Source organism: Agitococcus lubricus (assembly GCF_003051055.1).
GTDB classification, from domain to species: domain Bacteria; phylum Pseudomonadota; class Gammaproteobacteria; order Pseudomonadales; family Moraxellaceae; genus Agitococcus; species Agitococcus lubricus.
The window spans coordinates 1-23,512 of record NZ_QAON01000016.1 but is presented as its reverse complement, the minus strand read 5'-3'; the positions used below and the strand labels follow the sequence as shown (position 1 = coordinate 23,512).

Here is a 23,512-nt window from a genome sequence, read left to right as displayed (position 1 = left end):
AAAGACAGATTTTTTGGCCAATAGGATGTAAGTCACCTAGCTTAGGCTTGATAAACGTGTTTTGTTGATAACAACATCCTGAGATATTTTGTACATGAGCAGACAGCAGCTTGTATGACCACTCACACAAGCGCTGTTGTTGATTTAGATAGGTTTAGAACCATAACTGCTGGTAGGACGTTTAGGTGGGTCTGCACTTTCATCGGGTGGAATTTCACGGATTCGTCCACCTGAAGCTAAAAAGCGTTCCATGTCTTCCTCTAACTGCCGACGCGCTGCTTCTTTGCTAGAAACGGTTAAGGTTTCTGCATCGGTCAAATCAATGTCCTTTTCTTTAGGGGCAGGTTCACCACTTTCGGCGTCTAGGACGATATCCTCATCGCCACCCTCAGGCTCATCATCTACAGGGTCTGCGGTTTCATCAAATTCATCATCGAAGTCATTCGTCGACATGTTACGCTCCTCATGTTTAGGTCAGTGCAGACGAGTAGACTTGCTTTGGCACGTTGTCATTGCGCTTTTGCCGTTCATTTTCTCGACCGCACAGGGGATGGATAAATTTTTACGCGTTTTCGCAAAAATTTCTAGCCGTTTTATGAGAGCTTTATCGTGATAAAACGCTCACTTGTCTTGATAATAATCAAATTGCAAGCGCTGGTAGGTCGCCACTCAAGCCCATTGCGTGTTGTTCAAATAATTGCTTAAGCCATTGTTGCTGATTAACAAAACTCACACCTTCGTTTCTCGCCATAATCAGCGCGGGTAATTTAGCCGCATATAAACGTTCTAAACCCGTCATGCTATGCATCATCATGGCATTATGGCCACGACGACGGCGGCTATAACGACTCAACACTTGTGGATGTGCCAGTGGCAAACCCCGTGCTAAAGCGCGTCCTATTTCTTCAGCTAATACGGCAGCATCTAAAAAGCCCAAATTAACCCCCTGACCTGCTAAGGGATGAATGGTGTGTGCTGCATCGCCAATCAACACCACGCCTTGACCATAATAACGCTCTGCGTGTCTAGCCACTAAAGGAAACGCATGACGGCGGTCTACACTCAGCACATCGCCTAATTGATAGGCAAAGGCTCTGGCCAGTTGCTGTTTGAACTCGTCATCAGATAGACTCAATAATTGTTTAGCCTCTTCATTTGTAGCCGACCAAACGATAGAACAGTAATCTGGTGCTGACAGCGGTAAAAAAGCCAAAGGCCCCGTTGGCAAAAAAATCTGGCGCGCACAAGCCTCATGTGGCTTTTCTGTTTGCACTGTACATACAAGCGCTTGCTGATGGTAATCCCATGTTGCCACGCCAATATTGGCTGCTTGGCGTACTGAGGAAAAAGCACCATCTGCACCCACCACCAACGGAGCGTCCAATACTTCCCCACTGGCCAATATTAAACGCCAACCCTGAGCGAGCGGTATAAACTCGACCACGCTGTCTGGCGCAAAATAGTGTAATGCACTTTGTTGTTGAGCAACCGTTGTCAGACTCCATTGTAATAACGGATTTTCTATTAAATGACCTAAATGGGTCTGGCCTAAATCTTTAGCAGCAAAATGAAGTTCGGCACGGCCTTCTTGCTCACGAACATACATGGTAGTAAACGGGGCAATACGATGACTGGCGACTATTGGCCATGCTCCCACATGCATCAATATACGTTGGCTTGCCAGCGTTAAGGCGGACACACGCGGTTCATAAGGCGCATCATGGACGGGTTCTAAAGGCGGACTTTGGTCAATCAAGGCAATGTTAAGTGCGTATGGCTTTAAGGCGGCGGCTAACAAACTACCCACCATTCCTGCGCCAACAATGATAAGATCTACCTTCATACGCTTAAACCCATGGCATAGTTCGCGACCGTTTGTTTGGCATTCGGCATTACATCAAAGGCTAACAATCCTAAATTACGTGCTAAGCGTAAGCCCATGTGTTGATTTGAAAAACCACGTACTACGCCATCACAAAAACGAATCACACGTTGTTGGTCGATTAAACGCGCTTGCTCATAGGCTTTGAGATGCACAAAATCACCAATATCTGCTTGTGCTTCTTGTTGTTTGACTAAACTATCACGGAGTACCAAACAATCACGCAAACATAAGTTAAAGCCCTGCCCCGCTACAGGATGTAAGGTGTGAGCCGCATTGCCTAATATCACGACCCTAGGCAAGGCTTGTTGCGCCGCCAATACTTGGACTAAGGGATAGGCAAAACGTTTGCCTGTTTTAACAAACTTACCCGCACGATTGCCAAAGGTATGTTGCAACTGGTGCAGGAATTCCTCGTCTGTGCAGTTGATTAAGGTTGTTTCTTGTCCCGTTGGTACTGTCCACACCATAGAACGACGATTATCGGGTAGTGGCAATAAGGCCAAAGGACCTTGTGCCGTAAAGCGTTCAAACGCGGTTTGCTGGTGTGGCAGATGGGTTTGTACGGTAGTGACTAAAGCCGTTTGTTGATAATGATGACGGGTTGCCATGACGCCTAATAGCTGACGGCAAAGGGAGTCTGCACCATCTGCGGCAACCACTAAAGGCGCACTGAGTTGTTGGGATTGGTTTTGATAATTAAAACTGACGGTGGCATGGCTTGCTGTGGTGTTTAGACCTGTCACCGTCGCCCCATCTAACAGACGAATACGGCTATTTTTTTTGACGGCCGCTAACAAAACCAACCCTAGCCATGCATTTTCAATGACTTGGCCAAAGCTCTCTACTTTTTCCTCTTGAGCATGTAAACGCGAGATACCAAAACCACCCTGCTCCGAAATATGAATATGATGAATCGGCGTCGCATACTGCTGCAATGCTTGCCATATCCCCAATGCTTCATACGTGGCTACGGTACGGCGAGACAAGGCGGTATTACGCGCATCAAAACTCGGACGATACGGTAATGGTTCATGGATGTTTAGGGGAGGTAAGGGAACGGCCTCTAATAGAGTAATGTCAAAGGGATGTTGTGCTAACAGGAGTGCCAAGGTTAATCCTACCATGCCACCGCCCACAATAATGACCTGTGTATGCTGCACTGTTTAACCTCGCATCAATTGCTCAATATCAGCAACCGCTTTGGGGGCTGCCGACGTCAGGACTTCATGACCATTTTTAGTCACCAAGACATCATCTTCAATACGCACACCTATACCACGCCACTTGGCAGCGACTTTTTGGTTGTCAGGCGCAATGTACAAACCCGGCTCTACGGTGAGCACCATGCCTGCTTCTAGCTGTCGCCATTCTTCAGCCACTTTATAATCGCCAACATCGTGTACATCCATACCTAACCAATGACCTGTTCGGTGCATATAAAATTCACGATACAGCCCTTGCTCGATGTTGTCACTTAAACTGCCTTGTAATAATCCCAGCTCTAACAAACCTTGGGTCAATATTTCAACGGCAACACTGTGTGGTTTGTCCCAATGGTTATCTGGATGCACCGCATCAATGGCCGCTAATTGTGCTGCCAACACAATCTCGTAAATCGCTTTTTGCTCAGCAGAAAAGCGTCCACTGACAGGGAATGTGCGGGTAATGTCAGCCGCATAATGGTCAAGTTCTGCACCTGCATCAATGAGCACTAAGTCGCCATGCTGCATTTGTCTCCGATTATCAATGTAATGCAAAATACAGGCATTAGCCCCTGAGCCAACAATGGTGTTATAGGCAGGCGCAACACAGCCGTTACGCATAAATTCATGGATAATTTCTGCTTCTAATTCATACTCATACAGACCATGCTTTGCTTTTTGCATGGCACGAATATGGGCGTTTGCACTGATTGTTGCCGCTTTACGCATCACGTGCAGCTCATCGGCGCTTTTGTATAAACGTAGTTCGTGTAATAAATGATTAAGCATGACAAATTCAGCAGGCGCTTTTGCACCTTGCCTCGCTTTGGCACGTAAGTTATTTACCCATGTCATGACGCGGGCATCGAAATCTGCTTGCGCACCTAAATTGACATATAAACGCTTTTTACCTTCAATCAAACTCGGGATAATTTCGTCCAGCTTACTGAAAGGATAGGCATCATCTGCCCCATATAATTCTATAGCCCCTTCTAAGCCTGCACGATAGCCGTCCCAAATCTCGCGTTCACGGTCACGCTCACGGCAAAATAAAATAAACTCGCCTTGTGGCCGATTAGGAATAATGCACAACACCGCCTCAGGCTCTGCAAAACCCGATAAATAATAAAAATCACTGTCTTGTCGATAACGATAATCGGCATCACGATTACGAATATGCTGAGGCGCTGCAGGTAAAATGGCAATCGAGTCTGCCCCCATCCACTGCATTAAGGCATTACGACGTAAGGCATATTGTTGTTTTGGAATTAAAGATTGCATAAGTGGTCTCACGTCGTCATTTTAGTGGAGCTGTTCATGTTGCATACGATGTTCTTCTGTTGGCGACATTTCCTCAAATAAATGTATCACTGCCAAGCGAACAAATTCAAACAACTCCATATAAGCGGCTTCATCTTCTTCCGTCTCTCCCATATCGCCACCCACATGAGCAATATTGACTAAGTCTTGTAAGGTTTCTTGAATATCTTCCGACTGCAAACGACCATCATCACCACGTACAGCCAAACCAAACCCAGCCAACACCCCTTGACACCAATCTGCTAACGCGCTCACACGTTCTGTCAATATTTCATCATCAGACGGCAATAAAGGTACAAAAATCAGCTCAGATGCCCCTAAACTCTCTAGCGTTGCTAATTGCATTTGCCATAAACTAGCAATGAGCTTTTCATCAAAGGCTTGATCCGCTTCGGTATGCGCTTCTAAGATTTTGATGAGTTGCTGTCGATTAAGGCGCACACCACCTGCCAACAAGCCTGAGACAAAGCCATGAATTTCACTGGCACTTGAGGTCAATTGCAAATCTTGTAACAATTGTTTGAGGTCTTGCAAGCTGGGAGTTGTGGCAACGGGGTGCATAATAAAAATCTCTGATTGACCTAGGTTAATAATAAAATCTATATTAGCCGCCAAAATCTTGTAGTGCGACCATTAACATGCTGGAACAAGACATCCGAGCGCTCAATGCGCGAATTGATAGCCTTATACAAAAAACTCAAGCCTTGAGTGCCGAAAACAATACGCTCAAGCTCGCAGCGAGTGAGGCGCAAACCTTGCGCGCAAAAGTAGAAACTTTGGCGCAAGAAAACCAACACTTACGCAGCAAAGAAGCGGCCTTAGTCGCGGAGCGTGACGAATTATCTCGTAAAAATGATTTAGCACGTGCGCGTGTTGAGGCCATTATTTTACGCTTAAAAGCGCTAGAGACGCCTGAGTCTTGAGGACATTTTAAGATAGTACACTAATTTTTACATGGCTTAACACTTTCTATGGATGGTTTTTGCTCAGTAATAAGACACTATCTAAATGAATCTATTTTTTATGACCAAAAACACCGATAAACCGTCTTTAGCCAAACGGTCACTGTGCTTGTTTATCCGTGTATTGGAGTTGAACCATGTCAATTGAAACCGTAGAAATTACCATTTTAGACAAAGTGTACCGTATTCAATCCCCTGCGAATGAACAAGAAACTCTTAAAAAAGCCGCCGTGTACTTGGATGAAAAAATGCGAGAGATTCGTAATGCTAGTCGGAGCCTAGAAAGTGACCGTGTTGCCGTACTCGCCGCGTTAAATATCTGTCACGAACTATTTGAACGCAACCAACAAGCTGATACCGCACAAAAAATTGGTCAAGCACTGCAAATTTTGACGACTAAAATTGATAAAGCCTTAGCAAACTGAGGCTTTATAGGCTGCTACTGAGACATTTCCTAAACAAGTGATGATTCTCTAAGCGCTTAGCACAAAAAAGATTGCATATAGTATTGAGTTGGATATACTAAAGTCATCTCTAGGATGTACGCCAATCTGTCACGTCCCCTGAGCCGATATTTTCTTTTACGGAAATGACGCTTTGTCGCGGTGAGCATGTCTGCTAAGTCGCAAGACCTCTGGTTCAGAAAGCCTAATGTTTCAAGCTCGTTTCCACCTTGAACCTCTGGGTTCAAGGGTCTCGATGGATAGCGGCATTCTGGAGTAACTTAAACCTCTTTATAGTTATAGTTTTATAATAGTTCTTCCATACCCTACCTTTAGTTAGTAGCTGATAATACGTCCTAAAAATCATCTATGCCAGTTAATGGTATCAGATATCAATCAATCACATTCAAAACTTTGCAGAAAAGTTATTAGACTAGAGTCCTAGATAGAACCTATATTGCGCTGATTCTAGACAAAAAATCATTTCTGAATTAACTGCCTTCTGTCTAAAGTATGTATTATTAATAATGATTGTCTCATTCTCTGAGTCACGAAAATACAAATAAAATACTAAAAATACCCCTAATCATGCTAGTAATCCATTTTCAGTTCGACTAGATATTCTTATAGTATCGTCACTCTAGGAGAGACATTTATGCCGTATATCTCAAAACAAAAAAAGGCTGTCATTTTGGGTATTTGCTTGACATTAAGCGCGACTGCATGGGCGGCGCGTGATGATGATGATGACAGTACCGAATATTTGCCTTATAACACCAAAAACCCCCAAGAATGGTCACTCGTTAAAAATGACGAACGCCACAAAATTAAAACCTATTCTAAACAGGAAGATAACTACCGTTATCGCTCTTTCAAAACCCACACCATTTTTGATGCCCCCTTAGAAGCTGTTGCTCGCTGTGAGTTTGATGTCAATAATATGACGGCTTGGTATATGAACGCGATTGAAAGTAAGATGTTACAACGCGTCTCAGATACCGAGTACTACTATTATTTTAGATTAAAAACCCCCTTTGGTGTACCGCAACGGGATGCCGTTGTCCGTGCGACCGTCACCCCCTATTCAGAACGCACAGGCGCTTTGATTGTTAATTATACGGCTGCACCAGATTATATCCCCATCAAACCAGGTGTCATCAGAATGCCCTCTTATGAGATGGTGTTACGCATGAAACCCTTAACACCCAAATCGGTCGAGCTGATTATGGAGGGTTATGCTGACCCAGGCGGCTCAGGTTCAATGCCTAAGTGGTTAATCAACTATGCGCAACGACGTATGCCGTATGCAAACACTTTAGGTAGACACCGCATGATTGATAAATGTGCGCAAAGTAATAGTCCGATTGAGTTCAAATACAAGGAATAACACGCGCTAAACACATTGACGCAAGACATGAGTATGTATCGGGGACTATCATCCTAAAAGCCTATGATAGTCCTTTTTTATTTTAGCAATAGGTATCTATTTCGTTGATGTTAAGACTGAGGTAGCAATGACTTTGTCATATTTTACGCCTTATTAAGTTGGCTAGATGCACTGGCCTCAACACCTAAATCATCATGTATATCCAATTTAATTCTTTTACTTTAGGTTTTTTATGCGTGCTTGGCTTCTTGTTATCTGCTCAACGCTGACTGCTTGTCAATCAACATCAATGCCACCAGCGGCTTTTATGCCAAACCCCATCACGACCCCTCAAAACAGCAAAGCCATCACCACGTTATTGGCACAACCCTTAACTGTTGATAATGCGGTGACTATTGCGCTGAGTCAAAGCCCAACGGTACACGCCATTATTGCGGAGTTACATCAACAATATGATGAGGCAAATCAAGAGGCTAATTGGCTACCACTACAACTCCGTATTGAGCGACTTCTGAGTCCGCATCAGGGAGTATTAACGACTAATGTCGAATTGGCGGTCAGTCGCTTGTTATGGTCAAGTTATTATAAGAAAATTCGCAACAGCCAACAGCAGCAAGCCTTAGCGAAAGCACACGTAGACCTCCTTCAGTTTGCCCAACAAGTACGCAAAACCTTCTATCAGGTGCAAACAAGTCAAGCACAACAGCTTGCTCTAGGTCAAATTGCCGATGCTGCGCATGCAGCTGCAGAGTTAGCCCAACGCCAATTTCAAATAGGGAATATTGCCGTCAGAGAACGTGACCATGCGTTATTAGGCGAACATGAAGCCCAATTGGCATTGGCTGAAAATCAGCGTCAACAGGCTTTGTTCCGTACCGAACTCAACCAGCTATTAGGTCTTGCCCCCGAACAGGATACATGGCAAGTGAGCGAAGAATTAGCCGTATTACCTGCGCAGTTACCTTATTTACCCCAAGTGGAACAATTAGCATTGAGCCGTCATCCTGCGATTTTATTAGCAGAAATGAAATTAAGCCACGAAGATACACAGCAACAATTACGCAAAAAACAACGTTGGGCTAATGCCGTCAGTTTAGGTGGTAGCGTAGCGCAAAATAGTCCAGAGACTGAACGAAGTATGAGCCTAGGATTAGAGATCCCACTGACTTATACCCTTAGCCAAGCAGAACAATACCGCGCCCAAGCTGCACTGGCACAAGAAAAATTAAACGTCAAATGGCAAAGTAAACTCGCTTATCAGCAATGGCAATCTTATTGGCAAGATGCACGTACATGGCAGCAAAAGATAACGCCACTCTATACCAATATTCGCATAGAAACAGGTTTACGTTATAACGGCATGTTAGAAAATCTAGAAGATTTAATTACTGCTAGCCAAAAAGAACAACAAGCCAAACATGCCTATTTAGAGGCCTTGAATCGTTTTATGTTGGCACAAGCTGTACTTGAACAATGGCTAAATATGCCTATCCAGCAAGCCGTGATTGCCAATAATGCGTTGGAGCAGCAACCATGAATCGTCGTCAACTCTTTACCCTCAGTGCTCTCAGTACATTGGTTAGCAGTGTCAACGCCTCGGTGAAACATGTCCAAAAAACCATCACTCGCTCACCCTTTCAGCCCGTCAAGACCTTAGGGGTACCGACAGCAGCGTGGCAATTCAAGGCAGGTGCTAAAGAGTTTCATTTAATTGCAGAACCTGTTGTGCGTCAGTTTGCTAACAACTTTTATGTCAATGCGTGGGGTTATAACGGGTCTACGCCTGGCCCAACGATTGAAGTCATTGAAGGCGATAGAGTACGCATTTTAGTGACGAATAAACTACCCGAAAAAACGAGTGTGCATTGGCATGGGTTAATTCTCCCCAATGGTATGGACGGTGTCGGTGGCCTGACACAAACACATATTCCTGTAGGTGAAACCTATGTCTATGAGTTTATCGCCAAAGACTCAGGTACTTTTATGTACCATTCGCACTCTGACGAAATGTTTCAAATGGCAATGGGTGCCATGGGCATGTTTATCGTGCATCCTAAACATCCACACTTTAGACCAGTTGACCATGACTTTGCTTTTATGCTGATGAGTTGGGATATTGATGCAGGGACTTATACGCCTAAACCCCACACCATGACTGACTTTAACACATGGTCAATGAACTCCTTAGTTTTTCCGGCCATTCCACATATGGTTGTTAAACAAGGCGACCGCGTGCGTATTCGCTTAGCCAATTTAAGTATGACTAATCATCCTATTCATTTACATGGCCATCGCTTTAAGGTCAGTGCCACTGATGGTGGTTGGATACCAGAAGCCTTACAATATGCTGATGTCACGACAGACGTACCTGTGGGAGCAATACGGGTCATTGAGTTTATTGCAGACAACCTAGGGGACTGGGCATTTCACTGCCATAAATCCCACCACACGATGGGGCCAATGGGACACAGTTTACGTAATATGTTGGGGGTCAAGCATGATGATATTGCCGCAAAAGTTCAAAAGCTGATGCCCGAACAACACGTCATGGCAATGGGTGAAAACGGCATGGGCGATATGGGAGAGATGGTCATGTCGCTACCCGAAAACACCCTACCTATGATGACAGGACAAGGGCCATTTGGGTCTATAGAAATGGGTGGCATGTTTACTGTACTCAAAGTACGCCAAGAGTTGCCCGCTCAGGGAGAGGATGTTGGCTGGTATACACATCCTAAGGGGACGGTTGCTGCCCCCTATCGACCTTAAATGGCGTGTTTAATCCACAAGTCATTGAAAAAGTATTGACTGCATACCAAGACCTGCTATAACAACGCATCTTTTTTGACAGATACAGGCACGACGCGTTTTTTCCTAAGTCGCTCTTTTTCAATAAAGAGACATACTGAAGATACGGTGGTTAAGTTAATGACGTCAGTCCACAGATAGTCAATACGACCCTACGCGGAATTGCCTCTCCGTTTGTCAGCCGTTTTTATGAGTAGAAGCCTTATGTCTGTTGATTTATATGCCATTGGTAATGCCTTAGTCGATAGTGAATATGTGGTAGACGATGCCTTTTTACAACATCATGCGATTCAAAAAGGCCAAATGACACTGATTGATGCCACACAACAACACACCCTACTCAGCGCCCTTCATCAACGCTTTGAATGTGCGAAACGCGCCTCTGGCGGCTCAGCCGCTAATAGTGTCATTGCTTTTGCAGCGCTAGGTGGCTCAGCGTTTTATGCTTGCAAAGTAGCCGCTGATGCCAATGGCGACTTTTATTTACACGACCTCAATGCTGCAGGGGTCAAAGCGCCACGTCATGCCCAAGTGGCTGACGGCATCACGGGCACTTGTGTGGTCATGGTCACGCCTGACTCTGAGCGTACCATGCATACGTTCTTAGGTATCACAGCCGAACTCAGTCCACAAGAACTGGACTTAGACGCTCTCACCAAAGCACGCTTCTTATATATTGAAGGCTACTTGGCTACCTCAGCCTCGGCTCGTCACGCGGTCTCTGCGGCACGTGCATTAGCTAAAGCACAAAATATTTGTACCGCACTCACCTTTTCTGACCCTGCGATGGTGCAATATGCACGTGATGGCCTAAGCGAAATGCTCGCTGACGGGGTTGATATTTTGTTTTGCAATGAAACTGAAGCCACTTTATAGGCTAATACCGAATCCTTAACAGAGGCGATTAGCCAATTACATCAACTCAGTCCACTTGTCGTCGTGACACGCGGTAGTGCAGGTGCATTGATTAGCGAACAAGGCAAAAGTACTGTCATCGCGCCCTATCCTGTCACCGCCGTTGACTCTAATGGAGCTGGCGATGCGTTTGCAGGCGCATTTTTATACGGTTTAAGTCAGGGCTGGCCGTTAACAGCATGTGGCCGTTTAGCAGCAAAAATTTCTGCTCAAGTTGTCAGTCAATTTGGCCCTCGTTTGGCACAAACGCAGTACACACAAATTTTAGCTGAGTTAGATTTACCTTAAGCTCACCACAGAAAATTTGCCAAAAAACGGGGATTGAGAGTAGACTGTCAAAAAGAAATAAGCATGCGTCCTTCCGCTAACCGCCTATCTTGGACGCATGACTGGCTGCACAGGCACCTCAGTGTCTCTGGCGCTTCGCGTCAGCGATTGTGTATGTTTTGATAATGATAAATAAATATGCTTAGACTCTGCACCTTAGCCGATATTCCAGACCAAGATGCCAAAGGCTTTCGTACGCCACTTGGTGAAGTGATTGTGGTGCGTCGGGGTGTTGAAGTCTATTGTTATTTGAACAGTTGTCCCCATATTGGCATTGGTTTGAATTTTCAACCCGATGTATTTATGGATTTAAGCCAACGCTATTTATTATGTGCTAATCACGGTGCCTTATTTCGAATCGAAGATGGATATTGTGTCCGTGGCCCTTGCTCTGGCCAGTCACTGAAAAAAATGACCTTGAGTGTTGAAAATGGGATTATTTGGTTAAATACGTGACAATAGCCCCGCTGTCTAGCTAAAAAACGCGTATTTTTTAGACTTTAACGAGACTATTTACGATATTTGGCCTAAGTCCTGCATACTGTAGAATTTTGATTTAGCCCTGAAGGAGCTGACAACATGGCAACCGCAACAGCCAAACCACTAAATAAAGAAAGCACCCTCATTTATGGCTTTGCGCCTTATCAAGCTAAAGCGGGTGAAGAATATATGAATAGTGCGCAGCTCACGCACTTTCGTAATATCCTTGAAGCTTGGAAACGCGAACTGATGGAAGAGGTAGACCGTACCGTACATCATATGCAAGATGAATCGGCTAACCTACCAGACCCTAATGACCGTGCCACCCAAGAAGAAGAGTTTTCTATCGAATTACGCGCCCGTGACCGTGAGCGTAAATTAATTCGTAAAATTGATTCCACGCTCAAATCCATTGAAGAAGGCGACTACGGTTACTGCGAAGAATGCGGTGTCGAAATTGGTATTCGTCGTTTAGAAGCACGTCCCACCGCCACCTTATGTATAGACTGTAAAACCCTAGCAGAAATTAAAGAAAAACAAACAGGCGGCTAAATCGCCTCTCGCCTAGGGCTTACTTAGACCTATATCATCAAAGGGGGGTGCTCCCCCCTTTCGTTTTTTCCTGCTTATCACCATGATGTCATCTTATATTGGTCGTTTTGCGCCCTCACCTACAGGTGCTCTACATCACGGCTCTTTATTAGCAGCGCTCGCCAGTTGGTGCGCAGCACGTTCGGTTAATGGCCGTTGGTTGGTGCGTATTGAAGATATAGACACCCCCCGTTGTCAGCCCCATTTTGCGGCGAATATCCTTGACACATTAGGCCAATATGGTTTGTCTTGGGACGGTGATGTGATTTATCAAAGCCAACGTCATCACCATTACCGAGAAGCCTTGCAATACTTACAACAACAAGGGGATATTTTTTGGTGTGATTGTAGTCGTAGTGACTTAAATAAAACGGGATATAGCATTTATCAAGGCAAATGCCGTACTTTCTTAACACAACGGCCACACAGTGCTGCCCGCTTGCGTGTACCCGATAATAGCCTGATACAATTTAATGATGCTGTTTTTGGGACACAACAAGACGATATTAGCCAAACAGTGGGCGACTTTGTGCTTTTTAGACGTGATGGTTTATTTGCATATCAACTAGCCGTTGTCGTTGATGATGCACTACAAGGCATCACAGAGGTGGTGCGTGGTGCGGACTTATTAGACAATACGACCCGACAAATCTATTTACAGCGGCGCTTAAAATTAGCATCTGTGGCGTATTGTCATGTCCCCTTAGTCACCAATATTTTAGGTGAAAAACTATCCAAACAAACGGGCGCACAAGCATTAAGCACTAAACACCCCTCGGCAATGTTATATCTATGTTTGCAACAACTCGGACAACACCCTCCTATAGAGCTACAATACGACACTAAAGAGACTATACTGTCATGGGCGGCTCGGCATTGGTCGGCTGCCAACATTCCTAAACGCCTCACTGTATGAGGAACACATTATGTATATTGACCGCCTCGTATTAATTTTTATTGCAGGTGCTTATTTATTATCCCCTGCCATTATTGAATGGTGGAGTTTAGGTGGTACTGCATGGGGTAGACCTTTTGTTATTTGGTTTATTTTAATCGTTTTAAGTTTTTGGATTGGCAGAAGTCGAGATATTCATGATCTTTAATCCAATTGAGTTATTAACATTAGGTATTGGTTATTTATTTTTATTATTTGCCATTGCACACCTCAGCGAGTCTGGTTTAATTCATACTAAATGGATTCGTAATCCCACTATTTATGTCTTATCGCTCGGTGTATATATCAGTGCATGGGGCATCTATGGTGTTGTCGGTTTTGCGTATGAGACTGGCTATAATTTTTTAGCTTTTTATTTAGGTGTTTCAGGTGCTTTTTTATTAGCACCCGTTTTATTAAGTCCTATTTTACGATTAACTAAAAATCATCAACTCAGTTCGCTCGCCGATTTATTTGCGTTTCGTTATCGAAGTCAATTTGTCGGTTCGCTGACAACCATTATGATGTTATTGGCTTTGTTGCCGCTGTTGGCACTGCAAATACGTGCGGTGGCAGATACAGCCAATTTATTAACTCACGAAACCAATCAACACAGTATTGCCATTATTTTTTGTTTAGCTATTACCCTCTTTACCCTACTTTTTGGTGCCAAACCCTTAACACCGCAATATAAACATGATGGTTTAGTTGTCAGTATTGCGATTGAATCTATTGTCAAATTAGTGATGATGTTATGTGTCGCAGGCTATGCGTTATTTTTTGTGTTTGATGGCAATAGTGGGCTAGATTATTGGCTGGCTCATCATAAAGACGCTTTAGAATTATTATATGTTCCCCTCAAAGAAAATGGGATTTGGCATAGTTTAATTTTAGCTTTTTTATTTTCTGCTGTTGTGATGCCCTTTATGTATCACATGGTATTTACCGAGAATTTTCAGCCACGTGCTTTATTAACCGCCAGTTGGGGATTACCGAGCTATTTATTTATTATGGCCTTATGTATCCCCATTATTTTATGGGCAGGCATTAAATTAGAACTCACTTCCCATCCTGAATACTTTACGATTGGCGTGGCCTTAGCCAGTGAAACTAAATGGCTGCCCTTATTAGTATTTATTGGTGGGATTTCAGCCGCCAGTGGCACTATTGTCGTCACGTCTTTAGCCTTATCATCTATGGTGCTCAACCATTTAGTCTTACCCTTGTCACAACCCTCGCCCGATTATAATTTATACCGTTGGTTAATTTGGGTCAGACGCGCTTTAATTGTGTTGATTATGATTATGGCTTATGCGTTTTATCGTTTGTTTACGCATGAACATACGATGACCGATATGGCTATTCTTACTTTTGTTGGGACATTACAATTTGCGCCGGGTTTAGTCAGTGTTTTATTTTGGCCACGCGCAACCCGTGCTGGCTTTTTATCGGGCTTATTGGTGGGTTTATGTATTTGGTTTGGCGTATTGGTTGTGCCTTATGTGCTCAATTTACCCAACCTATTCACACAATTATTAGCACTCAATTTAACCTTATTTGAAGACCCCATTTATTGGCACCATATTGGTTTGGGCAGCACCTTAGCAAATGCTTTTGTCATGTTTGTGGTGTCTTTAATGACCAAACAAACGCCTTCGGAACAAATGGCAGCCGATAGTTGTGCGGTCGATAATCTGCGTCGTCCCTATCGTTGGTCATTAAAAGCCAAATCTGTTGATGATTTTATTGAGTCTCTCAGTGATGTATTGGGTCATCTGACAGCAGAACGCGAAGTCGAACAAGCCTTACATGATTTAGGCATGAATCACGACGAAACCCGCCCCTATGCCCTCAGACGTCTACGCGACCAAATAGAATCTAACTTATCAGGTTTGTTGGGGCCTTCGGTTGCCCATGAGATTTTAGATACGCATTTATCGTATCAAATTCGTCCCGAAAGTCCTGCCAGTGAAGATATTCATTATGTCGAGTCTAGACTAGAAGAATATCGCCACCGCATGTCGGGTTTAGCGGGTGAGCTGGATGCACTGCGTCGTTTTCACCGTCAAACCTTATACGACTTACCGATTGGTGTCTGTTCTTTAGGCCGTGACCTTGAAGTATTAAGCTGGAATCGTGCCTTAATGGAAATGACAGGCATCAGTGATGATGAGGTTATCGGCTCTCGGCTCACTGACCTTGCCGAGCCGTGGCAAACCTTGTTAAACGACTTTTTACATAGCCCCGATGTGCAGCTCTATAACCAACAAATTTTTAGCCAAGGTCAAAGTCGTTGGGTCAATTTACACCGTGCTTTTATCGGTGAACAAGAAAAAGCTATCGATATGGGCAGCAGTCAAGTAATTGTTTTAGAAGATGTGACTGAGCTTGAGCGCTTAGAGTCGCAATTAGCACATAACGAACGCTTAGCAGCCTTAGGTCGTTTGGCGGCAGGGGTCGCCCATGAAATTGGCAATCCTATCACAGGCATTGCTTGCCTTGCTCAAAATCTCAAAGCCGAATATCAAGACCCCGAAATTGTAGAAGCCAGCAGTTTGATTCTTACCCAAACACAACGTATTACCAATATTGTCCGCTCTTTAGTGGGTTTTGCGCGTACAGATAGTTATATCAATTATCAGGCCGTGAATTTGCGTAATATCATCAACGAGGCAATTAATCTCTTACAGCTTTCAGGCAGTAAGGACTATCATTTTGATAATTTTTGTGCAGAAGATATTTATGTACGTGGCAATACACAGCGTTTAATGCAAGTCTTTGTTAATCTACTCAGTAACGCCCGTGATGCCAGCCAAACCGATAGCCATATTATTGTAGAAGCACACAGTAACGGCAATTTCGTGCATATTGACGTCGAGGATTTTGGCACAGGGCTACCCGAAGGGACGATTCGTGATAATTTATTTGAACCCTTTGTCACGACCAAAGAAACAGGCAAAGGCACAGGCTTAGGCTTGGCCTTAGTACACGGGATTATTGGCGAGCATGGCGGTAAAATTCAGTTAATGGACAAAGCCGACTATGACCAAGGCCGAGGCGTGATTGTCCAAATTACCCTTCCCGCATGGAACGAGGATAGCTCAGAGGAAAGTATAGCGTGAAAAACATTCTGATTGTTGAAGATGAAGCCCTCATTCGTAGTAGCCTCAAACGACTACTGGAGCGGCATCAATACAAAGTCAGTGAAGCGGGTTCAGTACACGAAGCGACAGCGAATTTTAGGCTTGACGAATTTGACCTCGTGATTACCGATGTACGCTTACCTGGTGAGCAAGGTACAAGTTTAATTGAATTAGCCAAACCCACACCCGTACTGATTATGACCAGCTTCGGCACGATGAAATCGGCGGTTGATGCCATGAAACAAGGCGCGGTTGACTATATTTCTAAACCCTTCGACCACGATGAAATGTTACTCAGTATTGCCCGTATTTTACGCGAACAACAACTGAGTAAAGAAAATGACGCACTCAAAAGCCAACAAAAACAGGCCAACATTGCAGGAATTATTGGCAGTTGTGCCGCCATGCAAGAGCTATTCAAACGTATTAGCCGTGTGGCTCCGATGTCGTCAACCGTGTTAGTCCGTGGTGAATCGGGCACAGGCAAAGAATTAGTTGCCAGAGCCTTACATGAAGAAAGCCCACGTCGTGAGCGAGCGTTGATTTCGGTCAACTGTGCGGCAATTCCTGAGTCATTAATCGAAGCAGAACTATTTGGTTATGAAAAAGGCGCGTTTACTGGTGCCAATACACAACGTAAAGGCTTAGTCGAAGCCGCAGATGGTGGCACACTATTTTTGGACGAAATTGGCGAACTGCCCCTCGAAGCACAAGCACGCTTGCTACGGCTATTACAAGAAAAAGAAGTCCGTCGTTTGGGCGCAACACAAACACGCTCTGTGGATGTGCGTCTGGTGGCAGCGACCCATCGAAACCTCAAACAACTGGCGGCTGAAGGTCGGTTTAGGGAAGATTTGTATTATCGCTTAAATGTTATTGAACTCAAATTACCTCCCTTACGCGAGCGAGGCCATGACATCATTGAAATTGCCGACAAACTCCTCGAAAAAACCTGCCAACGCTTGCATGTACCTGCCCTGAGCTTTGACCAAGACTCAGTCAATGCCATGTTAGCCTACAGTTGGCCTGGTAATGTCCGTGAGCTAGAAAATGCGATTGAGCGTGCCGTTATTCTGGCAGAAACGTCGCTGATTACGCCCGACTTATTGGCCATCGAATTAGACTTTTCTGCCTTAGTCAAAGAAACGCCCGTCTTTGACCCCAATGCGACCATCCCTTTTTATCGTGATGAAATACCAACATTACAAGAATCGGTTGAAGAGCCGACCTTAGGCAAAGGAGCGGCTGATGTCGACTTTCAGCAATTTGTGTTGACCTATCAAGACCAACTCTCAGAAACGGAGTTAGCCAAACGCTTAGGTATCAGTCGTAAGTCCTTATGGGAGCGTCGACAACGTTTGGGGATTCCCCGCCGCCGCAGTAATGCCAGTGATAATGAGGCTTAATACTGCGCCTTCACCATACGATAAAGACAGAGACGATGCACCGCTAGTTTCTGTCTCACAAAAATCACGTTTGCAAGCACAATCAAAAGCTCACGCATGTTCAAGCTGCATGAAGTCCTGTATGATTGGGGTCATTCTTAGGAAGGACGTGATTAACGCTTATTTGTTTACACTTTAACCCAGTTATTGGTTTTATCGTCACAAAATGCGCGAATGTCGGTGACCTGCGTCAGTCCTGTTCTGTAACCCTTCATCAGATTTGTTCCCCTTCATGCCAGTATCGAGTTCATTACGCACTTATCAAGCAGCCCACTACGGTATACATCCCAACCAACTCAGTGAAGGTGCTCTTGCCACGATTCACAGCTTAGTCAGCGCAGGTTTTCAAGCCTTTGTGGTCGGTGGTGGAGTCAGAGATTTATTACTGGGTTTACATCCTAAAGATTTTGATATTGCAACCAATGCCACCCCCGAACAAATCAAACGTATTTTTGGTCGTCATTGCCAAATTATTGGTCGTCGTTTTCAGTTAGCCCATGTCTATCACGGTCGTCACTTATTAGAGGTCGCCACATTTCGTGCGCCTCATCAAGAGCAATCTTCACACAGTCAAACCTCCGCACATGGCATGATTGTGCGCGATAACGTCTGGGGAACCATCGAGCAAGATGCGAGTCGTCGAGATTTTAGTGCCAATGCCTTATATTACCAGCCACAAACGGGCTTAATTTGGGACTTTGCCAATGGCATGAGCGATATTGAGCAAAAAACCTTGCGTATGATTGGCGATGCACCCACACGTTATCGTGAAGATCCTGTACGCATGTTACGCGCTGCGCGTTTTGCCGCCAAACTCGGCTTTAGCATTGATGATGCGAGTTTAGCCCCCATCCCGAGTTTAGCTTATTTGCTCAAAGCAATTTCGCCACACCGACTTTATGATGAAAGCCATAAGCTATTTTGTTGTGGCCATTTACAACAGCTTCTACCCCTACTGCAAAACTTAGGGCTATTACAGCATTTATTCCCTTTTATTGATGAAGGCTGGGTGCATAGCACGCTCATACAAATTGCTGCCAAAAATACCGATGACCGTCTACAACAAGGCAAATCGGTCAATCCTGCCTTTTTTTATGCCATTTTGTTATGGCAATGGCAACAACAACTGACGCAACTCGAACTGGCTAAAGGTGAAGACCTCTTCCCCGCACTGCAAAATGCTGGTATTAAAGTATTAAATCTACAAGCTCAACATACGGCCATTCCGCGTTTTGTCGGCCAAACCATCCGCGAAATCTGGGACTTACAGCCCCGTCTAGCACAACCTAAGGCACGTATTGTGCCTAAGCTCATCAGTCAACCAAGATTTAGAGCAGGCTTTGATTTTTTATGGCTACGCGAGCAGGCAGGTGATGATAGCACGCTAGGCATGGGCAGCTGGTGGGAGCATTACCAGCAAGTGAGTGTGGATGAACAAGAACATCTGCTTAAATTATTAGACCGCCGTAAAGCCAAAGCCGTTGCGCAAGAAAAAGCCACTAAAAAGTCTCATAGTAAAAAAGGCAAAGCCAAAAAGACCAGTCCCAAACAAGATATAGCAACTGATGCTGTACTTAATCCAGATATCTCTAAAAGCTAAGTTATGTCTACTGAAATTTATTTGGGCTTAGGAGCCAATTTAGGTCAGCCGCTCGCGCAATTACAATTTGCAGTACAGGCACTACAAGCCCTGAGTCATTGCAAACTACTTGCCGTATCCCGTTTATATGGCAGTAAACCTGTCGGCCCTGCTAATCAACCCGATTACTTAAATGCCGCCGTTCGTATGCAAACCCAATGGGATGCTGAAACTTTATTGGATAATTTGCAAGACATTGAACAGGCAGCAGGCCGTGTACGTTTAGAGCGTTGGGGCGCACGAACCCTCGATATCGATATCTTATTATATGGCAATCAGGAAATTCACAGCCCACGCCTCACCATTCCTCATGTTGAATTGTGTCAGCGTCATTTTGTCGTTTTACCCTTATTAGACCTTTGTCCTGAACTCACTTTGCCAAATGGCATAAAAGTCGCTAGCCTAGCGACCGCGCAGTTTAATGACGATATTCATCTGCAAGCGCACAAGCCATGGTGGTAATCTTAATTACTACCAAAAACAGTGGCTTTAAGATGACTGTCATAAGACATTAAACTACACAAGGTTGCAGATATACTCACGCCTGTTGGTGATGCCTTAATTAAGGCAGGTATTGTTGCACTACTGTCCCCCACTCACTGTTGAGGTGAATTATGCCCGTCTCGTTAACTACCCTCCGCGCCATGAAACAGCGTGGCGAAAAGTTTGCCATGATTACCTGTTATGACACTATTTTTGCCCAAACCATGAATGCCGCAGGAGTGGAATGTCTGTTAGTTGGTGACTCTTTAGGAATGGTTTTACAAGGCCACGACTCTACTCTCCCCGTGACGATGCAAGATATGATTTACCATACCCAGTGTGTTGCGCGCGGTAACAGCAATGCCTTTTTATTGGCTGATATGCCGTTTATGTCTTATGGTACGCCCAACGATGCCTTAGAAAATGCTGCCGCATTGATGCGGGTGGGTGCACATGCTGTCAAACTCGAAGGTGGCGCATGGTTGGCAGATACCGTCAGTCAAATGGCGCGTTGTGGCATTCCCTGTTGTGTACATATGGGCTTAACCCCGCAATCGGTTCATGTATTTGGGGGTTATAAAGTACAAGGCAAAACGCCCGATGCTGCCGCAAAACTCATTGAAGACGCTAAAATCGTTGAACAGGCGGGGGCTGCACTGATTTTATTAGAATGTGTACCCACTGCGGTAGCCGCACAAGTCACAGCCAGCGTGTCTATTCCTGTGATTGGGATTGGTGCAGGCAAAGACTGCGATGGTCAAGTTTTGGTGGTGCATGACATGTTAGGCCTACATCAAGGGAAACCAGCCCGTTTTGTCAAAAACTTTTTAGTAGGCCAAACCAGCATTCAAGACGCGTTTGTGGCTTATGTACAAGCGGTCAAAACACAAAGCTATCCTGCCCCTGAACATGGATTTAATTGATGATGTTAACCGTTCATACTATTAGCGAGTTAAGAGCTGCCATTCGCCATGCGAAACAACAAGGTAAACGTATTGGTTTTGTCCCCACGATGGGCAACCTTCACACAGGCCATATTCATTTAGTCACGACTGCCAAAGAGCAAAGCGACGTCGTTGTGTGCAGTATTTTTGTTAACCCTACACAATTTGGTGCTAACGAAGATTTTGGCAGCTATCCGCGCACACTCGCCGCAGATAGCTTGCTGCTTGAGGCGGCGGCCTGTGACATTTTATTTGCGCCGTCTGCGCAAGAAATGTATCAAAATGGCACTAGCCAACAAACCAGCGTCACTGTGGCAGGGCTAAGCGAACAATTATGTGGTGAATTTAGACCTACTCACTTTGCAGGTGTTGCCACTGTAGTCAGCAAACTATTTAACCTTGTACAACCCGATGTCGCTTTTTTTGGGGAAAAAGACTTTCAACAGTTAGCAGTTATTCGTCGTTTAACACAAGAGTTATGTTTTCCAATTGAGATTGTGGGTGTCCCCACACAACGCGCTGACGATGGTTTAGCACTGAGTTCACGTAATGGCTATTTATCACCCGAAGAACGCGCACAAGCACCGGCCATTTATCAAACACTACAACAATTACGTACAGCTATTTTGAATGGTGCACGCGAATATACTATGCTGTGTGAGGCAACTGTTTTACACTTGCAAAAAATGGGCTTTGCTCCTGACTATGTTGCCATTTGTCGCGCAGACAATTTACAAGCTGCCAGCGCAACCGATGACGATTTAGTGATTTTAGTCGCTGCTAAATTGGGCAAAACCCGCTTAATAGACAACCTAAGTGTTAATTTGAACGAAAAAACTTAGTGTACGCTCGTACAATAAGCGTTTTTTTAACAAGATAGGTTGAATGCTACGGCAGATTGCGGCAAAATGGCGCGCCCATTTTGCCTCGCAAAATGTTAGTTCCTCGCCCAGCGATACCCCCCAACGGAGGCAACCGCCATGCAATGCACCATGCTCAAAGCCAAACTTCACCGCGCTTGTGTTACACACGCTGAACTAGACTATGAAGGCTCTTGTGCCATTGACGGTAACTTGCTCGATTTATCGGGCATTTTAGAGTATGAACAAATTCAAATTTATAACGTCACCAATGGCGAACGTTTTACCACGTATGCTATCCGTGCCGAAGCGGGTTCACAAATGATTTCGGTAAATGGCGCGGCCGCACACAAAGCCCAACCAGGTGACCGTGTGATTATTTGTGCCTATGCCGACTACAGTGCGGCAGAGTTAATTAACTTTAAGCCCCGTTTAATTTATTGTAATGCTGATAATACCGTTAGCCACAGTGCGAACGCTATTCCTGTGCAAGTCGCTTAATACACGACTCACAGCCTCAGCATGAAACTAAAAAGCCTGTCAGATTGACAGGTTTTTTTATAAATTTTATAGGGATTGTTGGATAAATAATGACGTCTCCCCCCAGATTAAGAGCATGACATCGATGATATTTTCAATAAACAGTCATGAAAATATACTAAGTGATGCTTATTTTTTACACATTAAATTATGTTCAATAACCCATAATTTGATAACCGTATCATACACTTCTTCACAGCGAGAATATCTGAGGTTTTTTTGAACCTAGCTAAAAGATTAGACAGTTGTACCCTCTAAAAGTAGATGCTTTTGCATAAAAGCATTTGGACTGAACCAGCCATTAGCTGAATGTCGTCTGACCCGATTGTAGTAAGTTTCAATATACTCAAACAAGGCAGAATTCGCCTCTTTTCGTGTTTTAAAGACACTGTCATGGACAATATGGGCTTTCAAGGTATGAAAAAAGCTTTCAGCAACCGCATTATCCCAACAATTGCCTTTTCGAGACATACTTTGAATGGCACGATGTTGACGTAATGCTCCCTTAAACTCATGACTAGCATATTGGCTTCCCCGATCAGAATGCACCATAAATCCTTGAGGATAGCCTTGTTTCGCCATCGCATAATTCAACGCATCACACACTAAATGCCGATTAATACGCTCACTGGTTTGCCATGCCACCACGCCCCGATGAAATAAATCTATCATCACACATAAATACAACCAACCCTCTTGGGTGAGAATGTAAGTAATATCCGTCACAAACACTTGATTGGGTTTAGACACGCTAAATTGTCGATTGAGTAAATTGGGGACTACCGCAAAAGCATGTTGACTATCCTTTGTGGCTTTATAACGGCGAGCCGCTTTACTCTGTAAACCCATGACACGCAATCGTCTGCCCACAGTACGCTCACTCAAGTCATACCCTAATTCACGCATATCGTGTACCAATGAAGGCGCACCCACCCGTGCTTCATGCCTCTGCCAATATAAGCGCGATAAGTCTTGATATTCTTGCTGTTTAGCTGAAACAGGTCGTTGCTTCCACGCATAATAACCTGAACGACTTACCCCTAAAAGATGACAATAGCTGCTCAAGGACTTCTTCTCTGTGCTATGCATAGATTGTATGGTAATCCTCCGGTAATCCTCCCATTTTTAACCGCAGTTAAAAGTAGAGGTTAGGCTATTAGAGCCAGCTTTTGTTTTGGTGGTATTCCACCATTTGCTTTGTTCG

The 23,512-nt window shown here is 44.5% G+C and carries 22 protein-coding genes, 1 other RNA gene and 1 pseudogene; 18 read left to right on the top strand and 6 right to left on the bottom strand.

The window, feature by feature from the left end; all coding sequences use genetic code 11:
* Window positions 1-144: 144 nt before the first annotated feature.
* The 5 genes from C8N29_RS13635 to C8N29_RS13615 all read right to left on the bottom strand — a co-directional run bounded on the left by C8N29_RS13635 (window position 145) and on the right by C8N29_RS13615 (window position 4,968).
* The gene (locus tag C8N29_RS13635) at window positions 145-453 is read right to left on the bottom strand and encodes a hypothetical protein (RefSeq protein ID WP_107866625.1); all 309 of its coding nucleotides are present in this window, start codon (window positions 451-453) and stop codon (window positions 145-147) included.
* Window positions 454-640: 187 nt separating this feature from the next.
* Window positions 641-1,843, bottom strand: a complete 1,203-nt coding sequence (locus tag C8N29_RS13630) for a UbiH/UbiF/VisC/COQ6 family ubiquinone biosynthesis hydroxylase (protein ID WP_107866624.1) — start codon at window positions 1,841-1,843, stop codon at window positions 641-643.
* Window positions 1,840-3,045, bottom strand: coding sequence for a 2-octaprenyl-6-methoxyphenyl hydroxylase (gene ubiH / locus C8N29_RS13625; RefSeq protein ID WP_107866623.1), 1,206 nt, complete (start codon window positions 3,043-3,045; stop codon window positions 1,840-1,842). Before ubiH ends, C8N29_RS13630 begins: the two co-directional genes overlap by 4 nt.
* 3 nt (window positions 3,046-3,048) lie before the next feature.
* Complete coding sequence (gene pepP, locus C8N29_RS13620) at window positions 3,049-4,368, bottom strand: Xaa-Pro aminopeptidase (RefSeq protein WP_107866622.1); 1,320 nt, start codon at window positions 4,366-4,368, stop codon at window positions 3,049-3,051.
* 21 nt (window positions 4,369-4,389) lie between these two features.
* Entirely contained in the window at window positions 4,390-4,968 is a 579-nt protein-coding gene (locus C8N29_RS13615) for a UPF0149 family protein (RefSeq protein ID WP_107866621.1), read from the bottom strand.
* A 77-nt stretch (window positions 4,969-5,045) separates the two neighbouring features.
* Between C8N29_RS13615 and C8N29_RS17205 the strand changes: the two genes are divergently transcribed.
* The 18 genes and pseudogenes from C8N29_RS17205 to panD all read left to right on the top strand — a co-directional run bounded on the left by C8N29_RS17205 (window position 5,046) and on the right by panD (window position 22,269).
* Window positions 5,046-5,330: a hypothetical protein gene (locus C8N29_RS17205; protein WP_107866620.1), complete on the top strand. Its 285-nt coding sequence runs from the start codon at window positions 5,046-5,048 to the stop codon at window positions 5,328-5,330.
* A 176-nt stretch (window positions 5,331-5,506) separates the two neighbouring features.
* Window positions 5,507-5,794 carry a cell division protein ZapA gene (locus tag C8N29_RS13605; RefSeq protein WP_107866619.1) on the top strand — a complete coding sequence of 96 codons (288 nt, stop codon included), beginning with the start codon at window positions 5,507-5,509 and terminating at the stop codon, window positions 5,792-5,794.
* Between the two features lie 103 nt (window positions 5,795-5,897).
* A non-coding RNA gene (ssrS, locus tag C8N29_RS13600) (6S RNA) lies at window positions 5,898-6,094 on the top strand.
* A gap of 373 nt (window positions 6,095-6,467) precedes the next feature.
* Window positions 6,468-7,199 (top strand): SRPBCC family protein, encoded by a 732-nt coding sequence (locus C8N29_RS13595; RefSeq protein WP_107866618.1) that lies wholly within the window; start codon window positions 6,468-6,470, stop codon window positions 7,197-7,199.
* Window positions 7,200-7,431: 232 nt separating this feature from the next.
* Complete coding sequence (locus C8N29_RS13590; RefSeq protein ID WP_107866617.1) at window positions 7,432-8,736, top strand: TolC family protein; 1,305 nt, start codon at window positions 7,432-7,434, stop codon at window positions 8,734-8,736.
* A complete protein-coding gene (locus C8N29_RS13585) occupies window positions 8,733-9,968 on the top strand; it encodes a multicopper oxidase family protein (protein ID WP_107866616.1) in 1,236 nt (411 codons plus the stop codon). Before C8N29_RS13590 ends, C8N29_RS13585 begins: the two co-directional genes overlap by 4 nt.
* A gap of 228 nt (window positions 9,969-10,196) precedes the next feature.
* Window positions 10,197-11,210: pseudogene (locus C8N29_RS13580) on the top strand (adenosine kinase).
* A 177-nt stretch (window positions 11,211-11,387) separates the two neighbouring features.
* Window positions 11,388-11,705, top strand: coding sequence for a Rieske (2Fe-2S) protein (locus C8N29_RS13575; RefSeq protein ID WP_107866615.1), 318 nt, complete (start codon window positions 11,388-11,390; stop codon window positions 11,703-11,705).
* Window positions 11,706-11,828: 123 nt separating this feature from the next.
* Window positions 11,829-12,281 (top strand): RNA polymerase-binding protein DksA, encoded by a 453-nt coding sequence (dksA, locus tag C8N29_RS13570; protein WP_107866614.1) that lies wholly within the window; start codon window positions 11,829-11,831, stop codon window positions 12,279-12,281.
* Window positions 12,282-12,363: 82 nt separating this feature from the next.
* Window positions 12,364-13,236: a tRNA glutamyl-Q(34) synthetase GluQRS gene (gene gluQRS, locus C8N29_RS13565; RefSeq protein WP_107866613.1), complete on the top strand. Its 873-nt coding sequence runs from the start codon at window positions 12,364-12,366 to the stop codon at window positions 13,234-13,236.
* A gap of 10 nt (window positions 13,237-13,246) precedes the next feature.
* Window positions 13,247-13,423 (top strand): hypothetical protein, encoded by a 177-nt coding sequence (locus C8N29_RS16775; RefSeq protein WP_170106996.1) that lies wholly within the window; start codon window positions 13,247-13,249, stop codon window positions 13,421-13,423.
* Window positions 13,413-16,376 carry an ATP-binding protein gene (locus C8N29_RS13560; protein WP_107866612.1) on the top strand — a complete coding sequence of 988 codons (2,964 nt, stop codon included), beginning with the start codon at window positions 13,413-13,415 and terminating at the stop codon, window positions 16,374-16,376. The genes C8N29_RS16775 and C8N29_RS13560 overlap by 11 nt, the downstream gene beginning before the upstream one ends.
* On the top strand, window positions 16,373-17,803 hold the full coding sequence (locus C8N29_RS13555) for a sigma-54-dependent transcriptional regulator (RefSeq protein ID WP_107866611.1): 1,431 nt from the start codon (window positions 16,373-16,375) through the stop codon (window positions 17,801-17,803). The genes C8N29_RS13560 and C8N29_RS13555 overlap by 4 nt, the downstream gene beginning before the upstream one ends.
* Window positions 17,804-18,074: 271 nt before the next feature.
* On the top strand, window positions 18,075-19,442 hold the full coding sequence (gene pcnB / locus C8N29_RS13550; RefSeq protein ID WP_107866610.1) for a polynucleotide adenylyltransferase PcnB: 1,368 nt from the start codon (window positions 18,075-18,077) through the stop codon (window positions 19,440-19,442).
* A gap of 3 nt (window positions 19,443-19,445) precedes the next feature.
* Entirely contained in the window at window positions 19,446-19,943 is a 498-nt protein-coding gene (gene folK, locus C8N29_RS13545; protein WP_107866609.1) for a 2-amino-4-hydroxy-6-hydroxymethyldihydropteridine diphosphokinase, read from the top strand.
* Between the two features lie 152 nt (window positions 19,944-20,095).
* Window positions 20,096-20,887 carry a 3-methyl-2-oxobutanoate hydroxymethyltransferase gene (gene panB / locus C8N29_RS13540; RefSeq protein WP_107866608.1) on the top strand — a complete coding sequence of 264 codons (792 nt, stop codon included), beginning with the start codon at window positions 20,096-20,098 and terminating at the stop codon, window positions 20,885-20,887.
* A gap of 2 nt (window positions 20,888-20,889) precedes the next feature.
* Window positions 20,890-21,750, top strand: coding sequence for a pantoate--beta-alanine ligase (gene panC / locus C8N29_RS13535; RefSeq protein ID WP_107866672.1), 861 nt, complete (start codon window positions 20,890-20,892; stop codon window positions 21,748-21,750).
* Window positions 21,751-21,888: 138 nt separating this feature from the next.
* Window positions 21,889-22,269 (top strand): aspartate 1-decarboxylase, encoded by a 381-nt coding sequence (gene panD / locus C8N29_RS13530; protein WP_107866607.1) that lies wholly within the window; start codon window positions 21,889-21,891, stop codon window positions 22,267-22,269.
* Between the two features lie 276 nt (window positions 22,270-22,545).
* On the opposite strand, the gene C8N29_RS13525 is transcribed toward panD, so the two are convergent.
* A complete protein-coding gene (locus C8N29_RS13525; protein ID WP_420836673.1) occupies window positions 22,546-23,397 on the bottom strand; it encodes an IS3 family transposase in 852 nt (283 codons plus the stop codon).
* Window positions 23,398-23,512: the final 115 nt, after the last annotated feature.

Coding starts and splice junctions, on each gene's coding strand:
- C8N29_RS16775 (WP_170106996.1), top strand. CDS start 13,247: ATGTATATTGACCGCCTCGTATTAATTTTTATTGCAGGTGCTTATTTA.
- pepP (WP_107866622.1), bottom strand. CDS start 4,368: ATGCAATCTTTAATTCCAAAACAACAATATGCCTTACGTCGTAATGCC.
- folK (WP_107866609.1), top strand. CDS start 19,446: ATGTCTACTGAAATTTATTTGGGCTTAGGAGCCAATTTAGGTCAGCCG.
- gluQRS (WP_107866613.1), top strand. CDS start 12,364: ATGATGTCATCTTATATTGGTCGTTTTGCGCCCTCACCTACAGGTGCT.
- panD (WP_107866607.1), top strand. CDS start 21,889: ATGCAATGCACCATGCTCAAAGCCAAACTTCACCGCGCTTGTGTTACA.
- C8N29_RS13630 (WP_107866624.1), bottom strand. CDS start 1,843: ATGAAGGTAGATCTTATCATTGTTGGCGCAGGAATGGTGGGTAGTTTG.
- C8N29_RS13595 (WP_107866618.1), top strand. CDS start 6,468: ATGCCGTATATCTCAAAACAAAAAAAGGCTGTCATTTTGGGTATTTGC.
- C8N29_RS13585 (WP_107866616.1), top strand. CDS start 8,733: ATGAATCGTCGTCAACTCTTTACCCTCAGTGCTCTCAGTACATTGGTT.
- C8N29_RS17205 (WP_107866620.1), top strand. CDS start 5,046: ATGCTGGAACAAGACATCCGAGCGCTCAATGCGCGAATTGATAGCCTT.
- C8N29_RS13605 (WP_107866619.1), top strand. CDS start 5,507: ATGTCAATTGAAACCGTAGAAATTACCATTTTAGACAAAGTGTACCGT.
- C8N29_RS13635 (WP_107866625.1), bottom strand. CDS start 453: ATGTCGACGAATGACTTCGATGATGAATTTGATGAAACCGCAGACCCT.
- C8N29_RS13575 (WP_107866615.1), top strand. CDS start 11,388: ATGCTTAGACTCTGCACCTTAGCCGATATTCCAGACCAAGATGCCAAA.
- C8N29_RS13615 (WP_107866621.1), bottom strand. CDS start 4,968: ATGCACCCCGTTGCCACAACTCCCAGCTTGCAAGACCTCAAACAATTG.
- C8N29_RS13525 (WP_420836673.1), bottom strand. CDS start 23,397: ATGCATAGCACAGAGAAGAAGTCCTTGAGCAGCTATTGTCATCTTTTA.
- C8N29_RS13590 (WP_107866617.1), top strand. CDS start 7,432: ATGCGTGCTTGGCTTCTTGTTATCTGCTCAACGCTGACTGCTTGTCAA.
- C8N29_RS13560 (WP_107866612.1), top strand. CDS start 13,413: ATGATCTTTAATCCAATTGAGTTATTAACATTAGGTATTGGTTATTTA.
- panC (WP_107866672.1), top strand. CDS start 20,890: ATGTTAACCGTTCATACTATTAGCGAGTTAAGAGCTGCCATTCGCCAT.
- dksA (WP_107866614.1), top strand. CDS start 11,829: ATGGCAACCGCAACAGCCAAACCACTAAATAAAGAAAGCACCCTCATT.
- pcnB (WP_107866610.1), top strand. CDS start 18,075: ATGCCAGTATCGAGTTCATTACGCACTTATCAAGCAGCCCACTACGGT.
- panB (WP_107866608.1), top strand. CDS start 20,096: ATGCCCGTCTCGTTAACTACCCTCCGCGCCATGAAACAGCGTGGCGAA.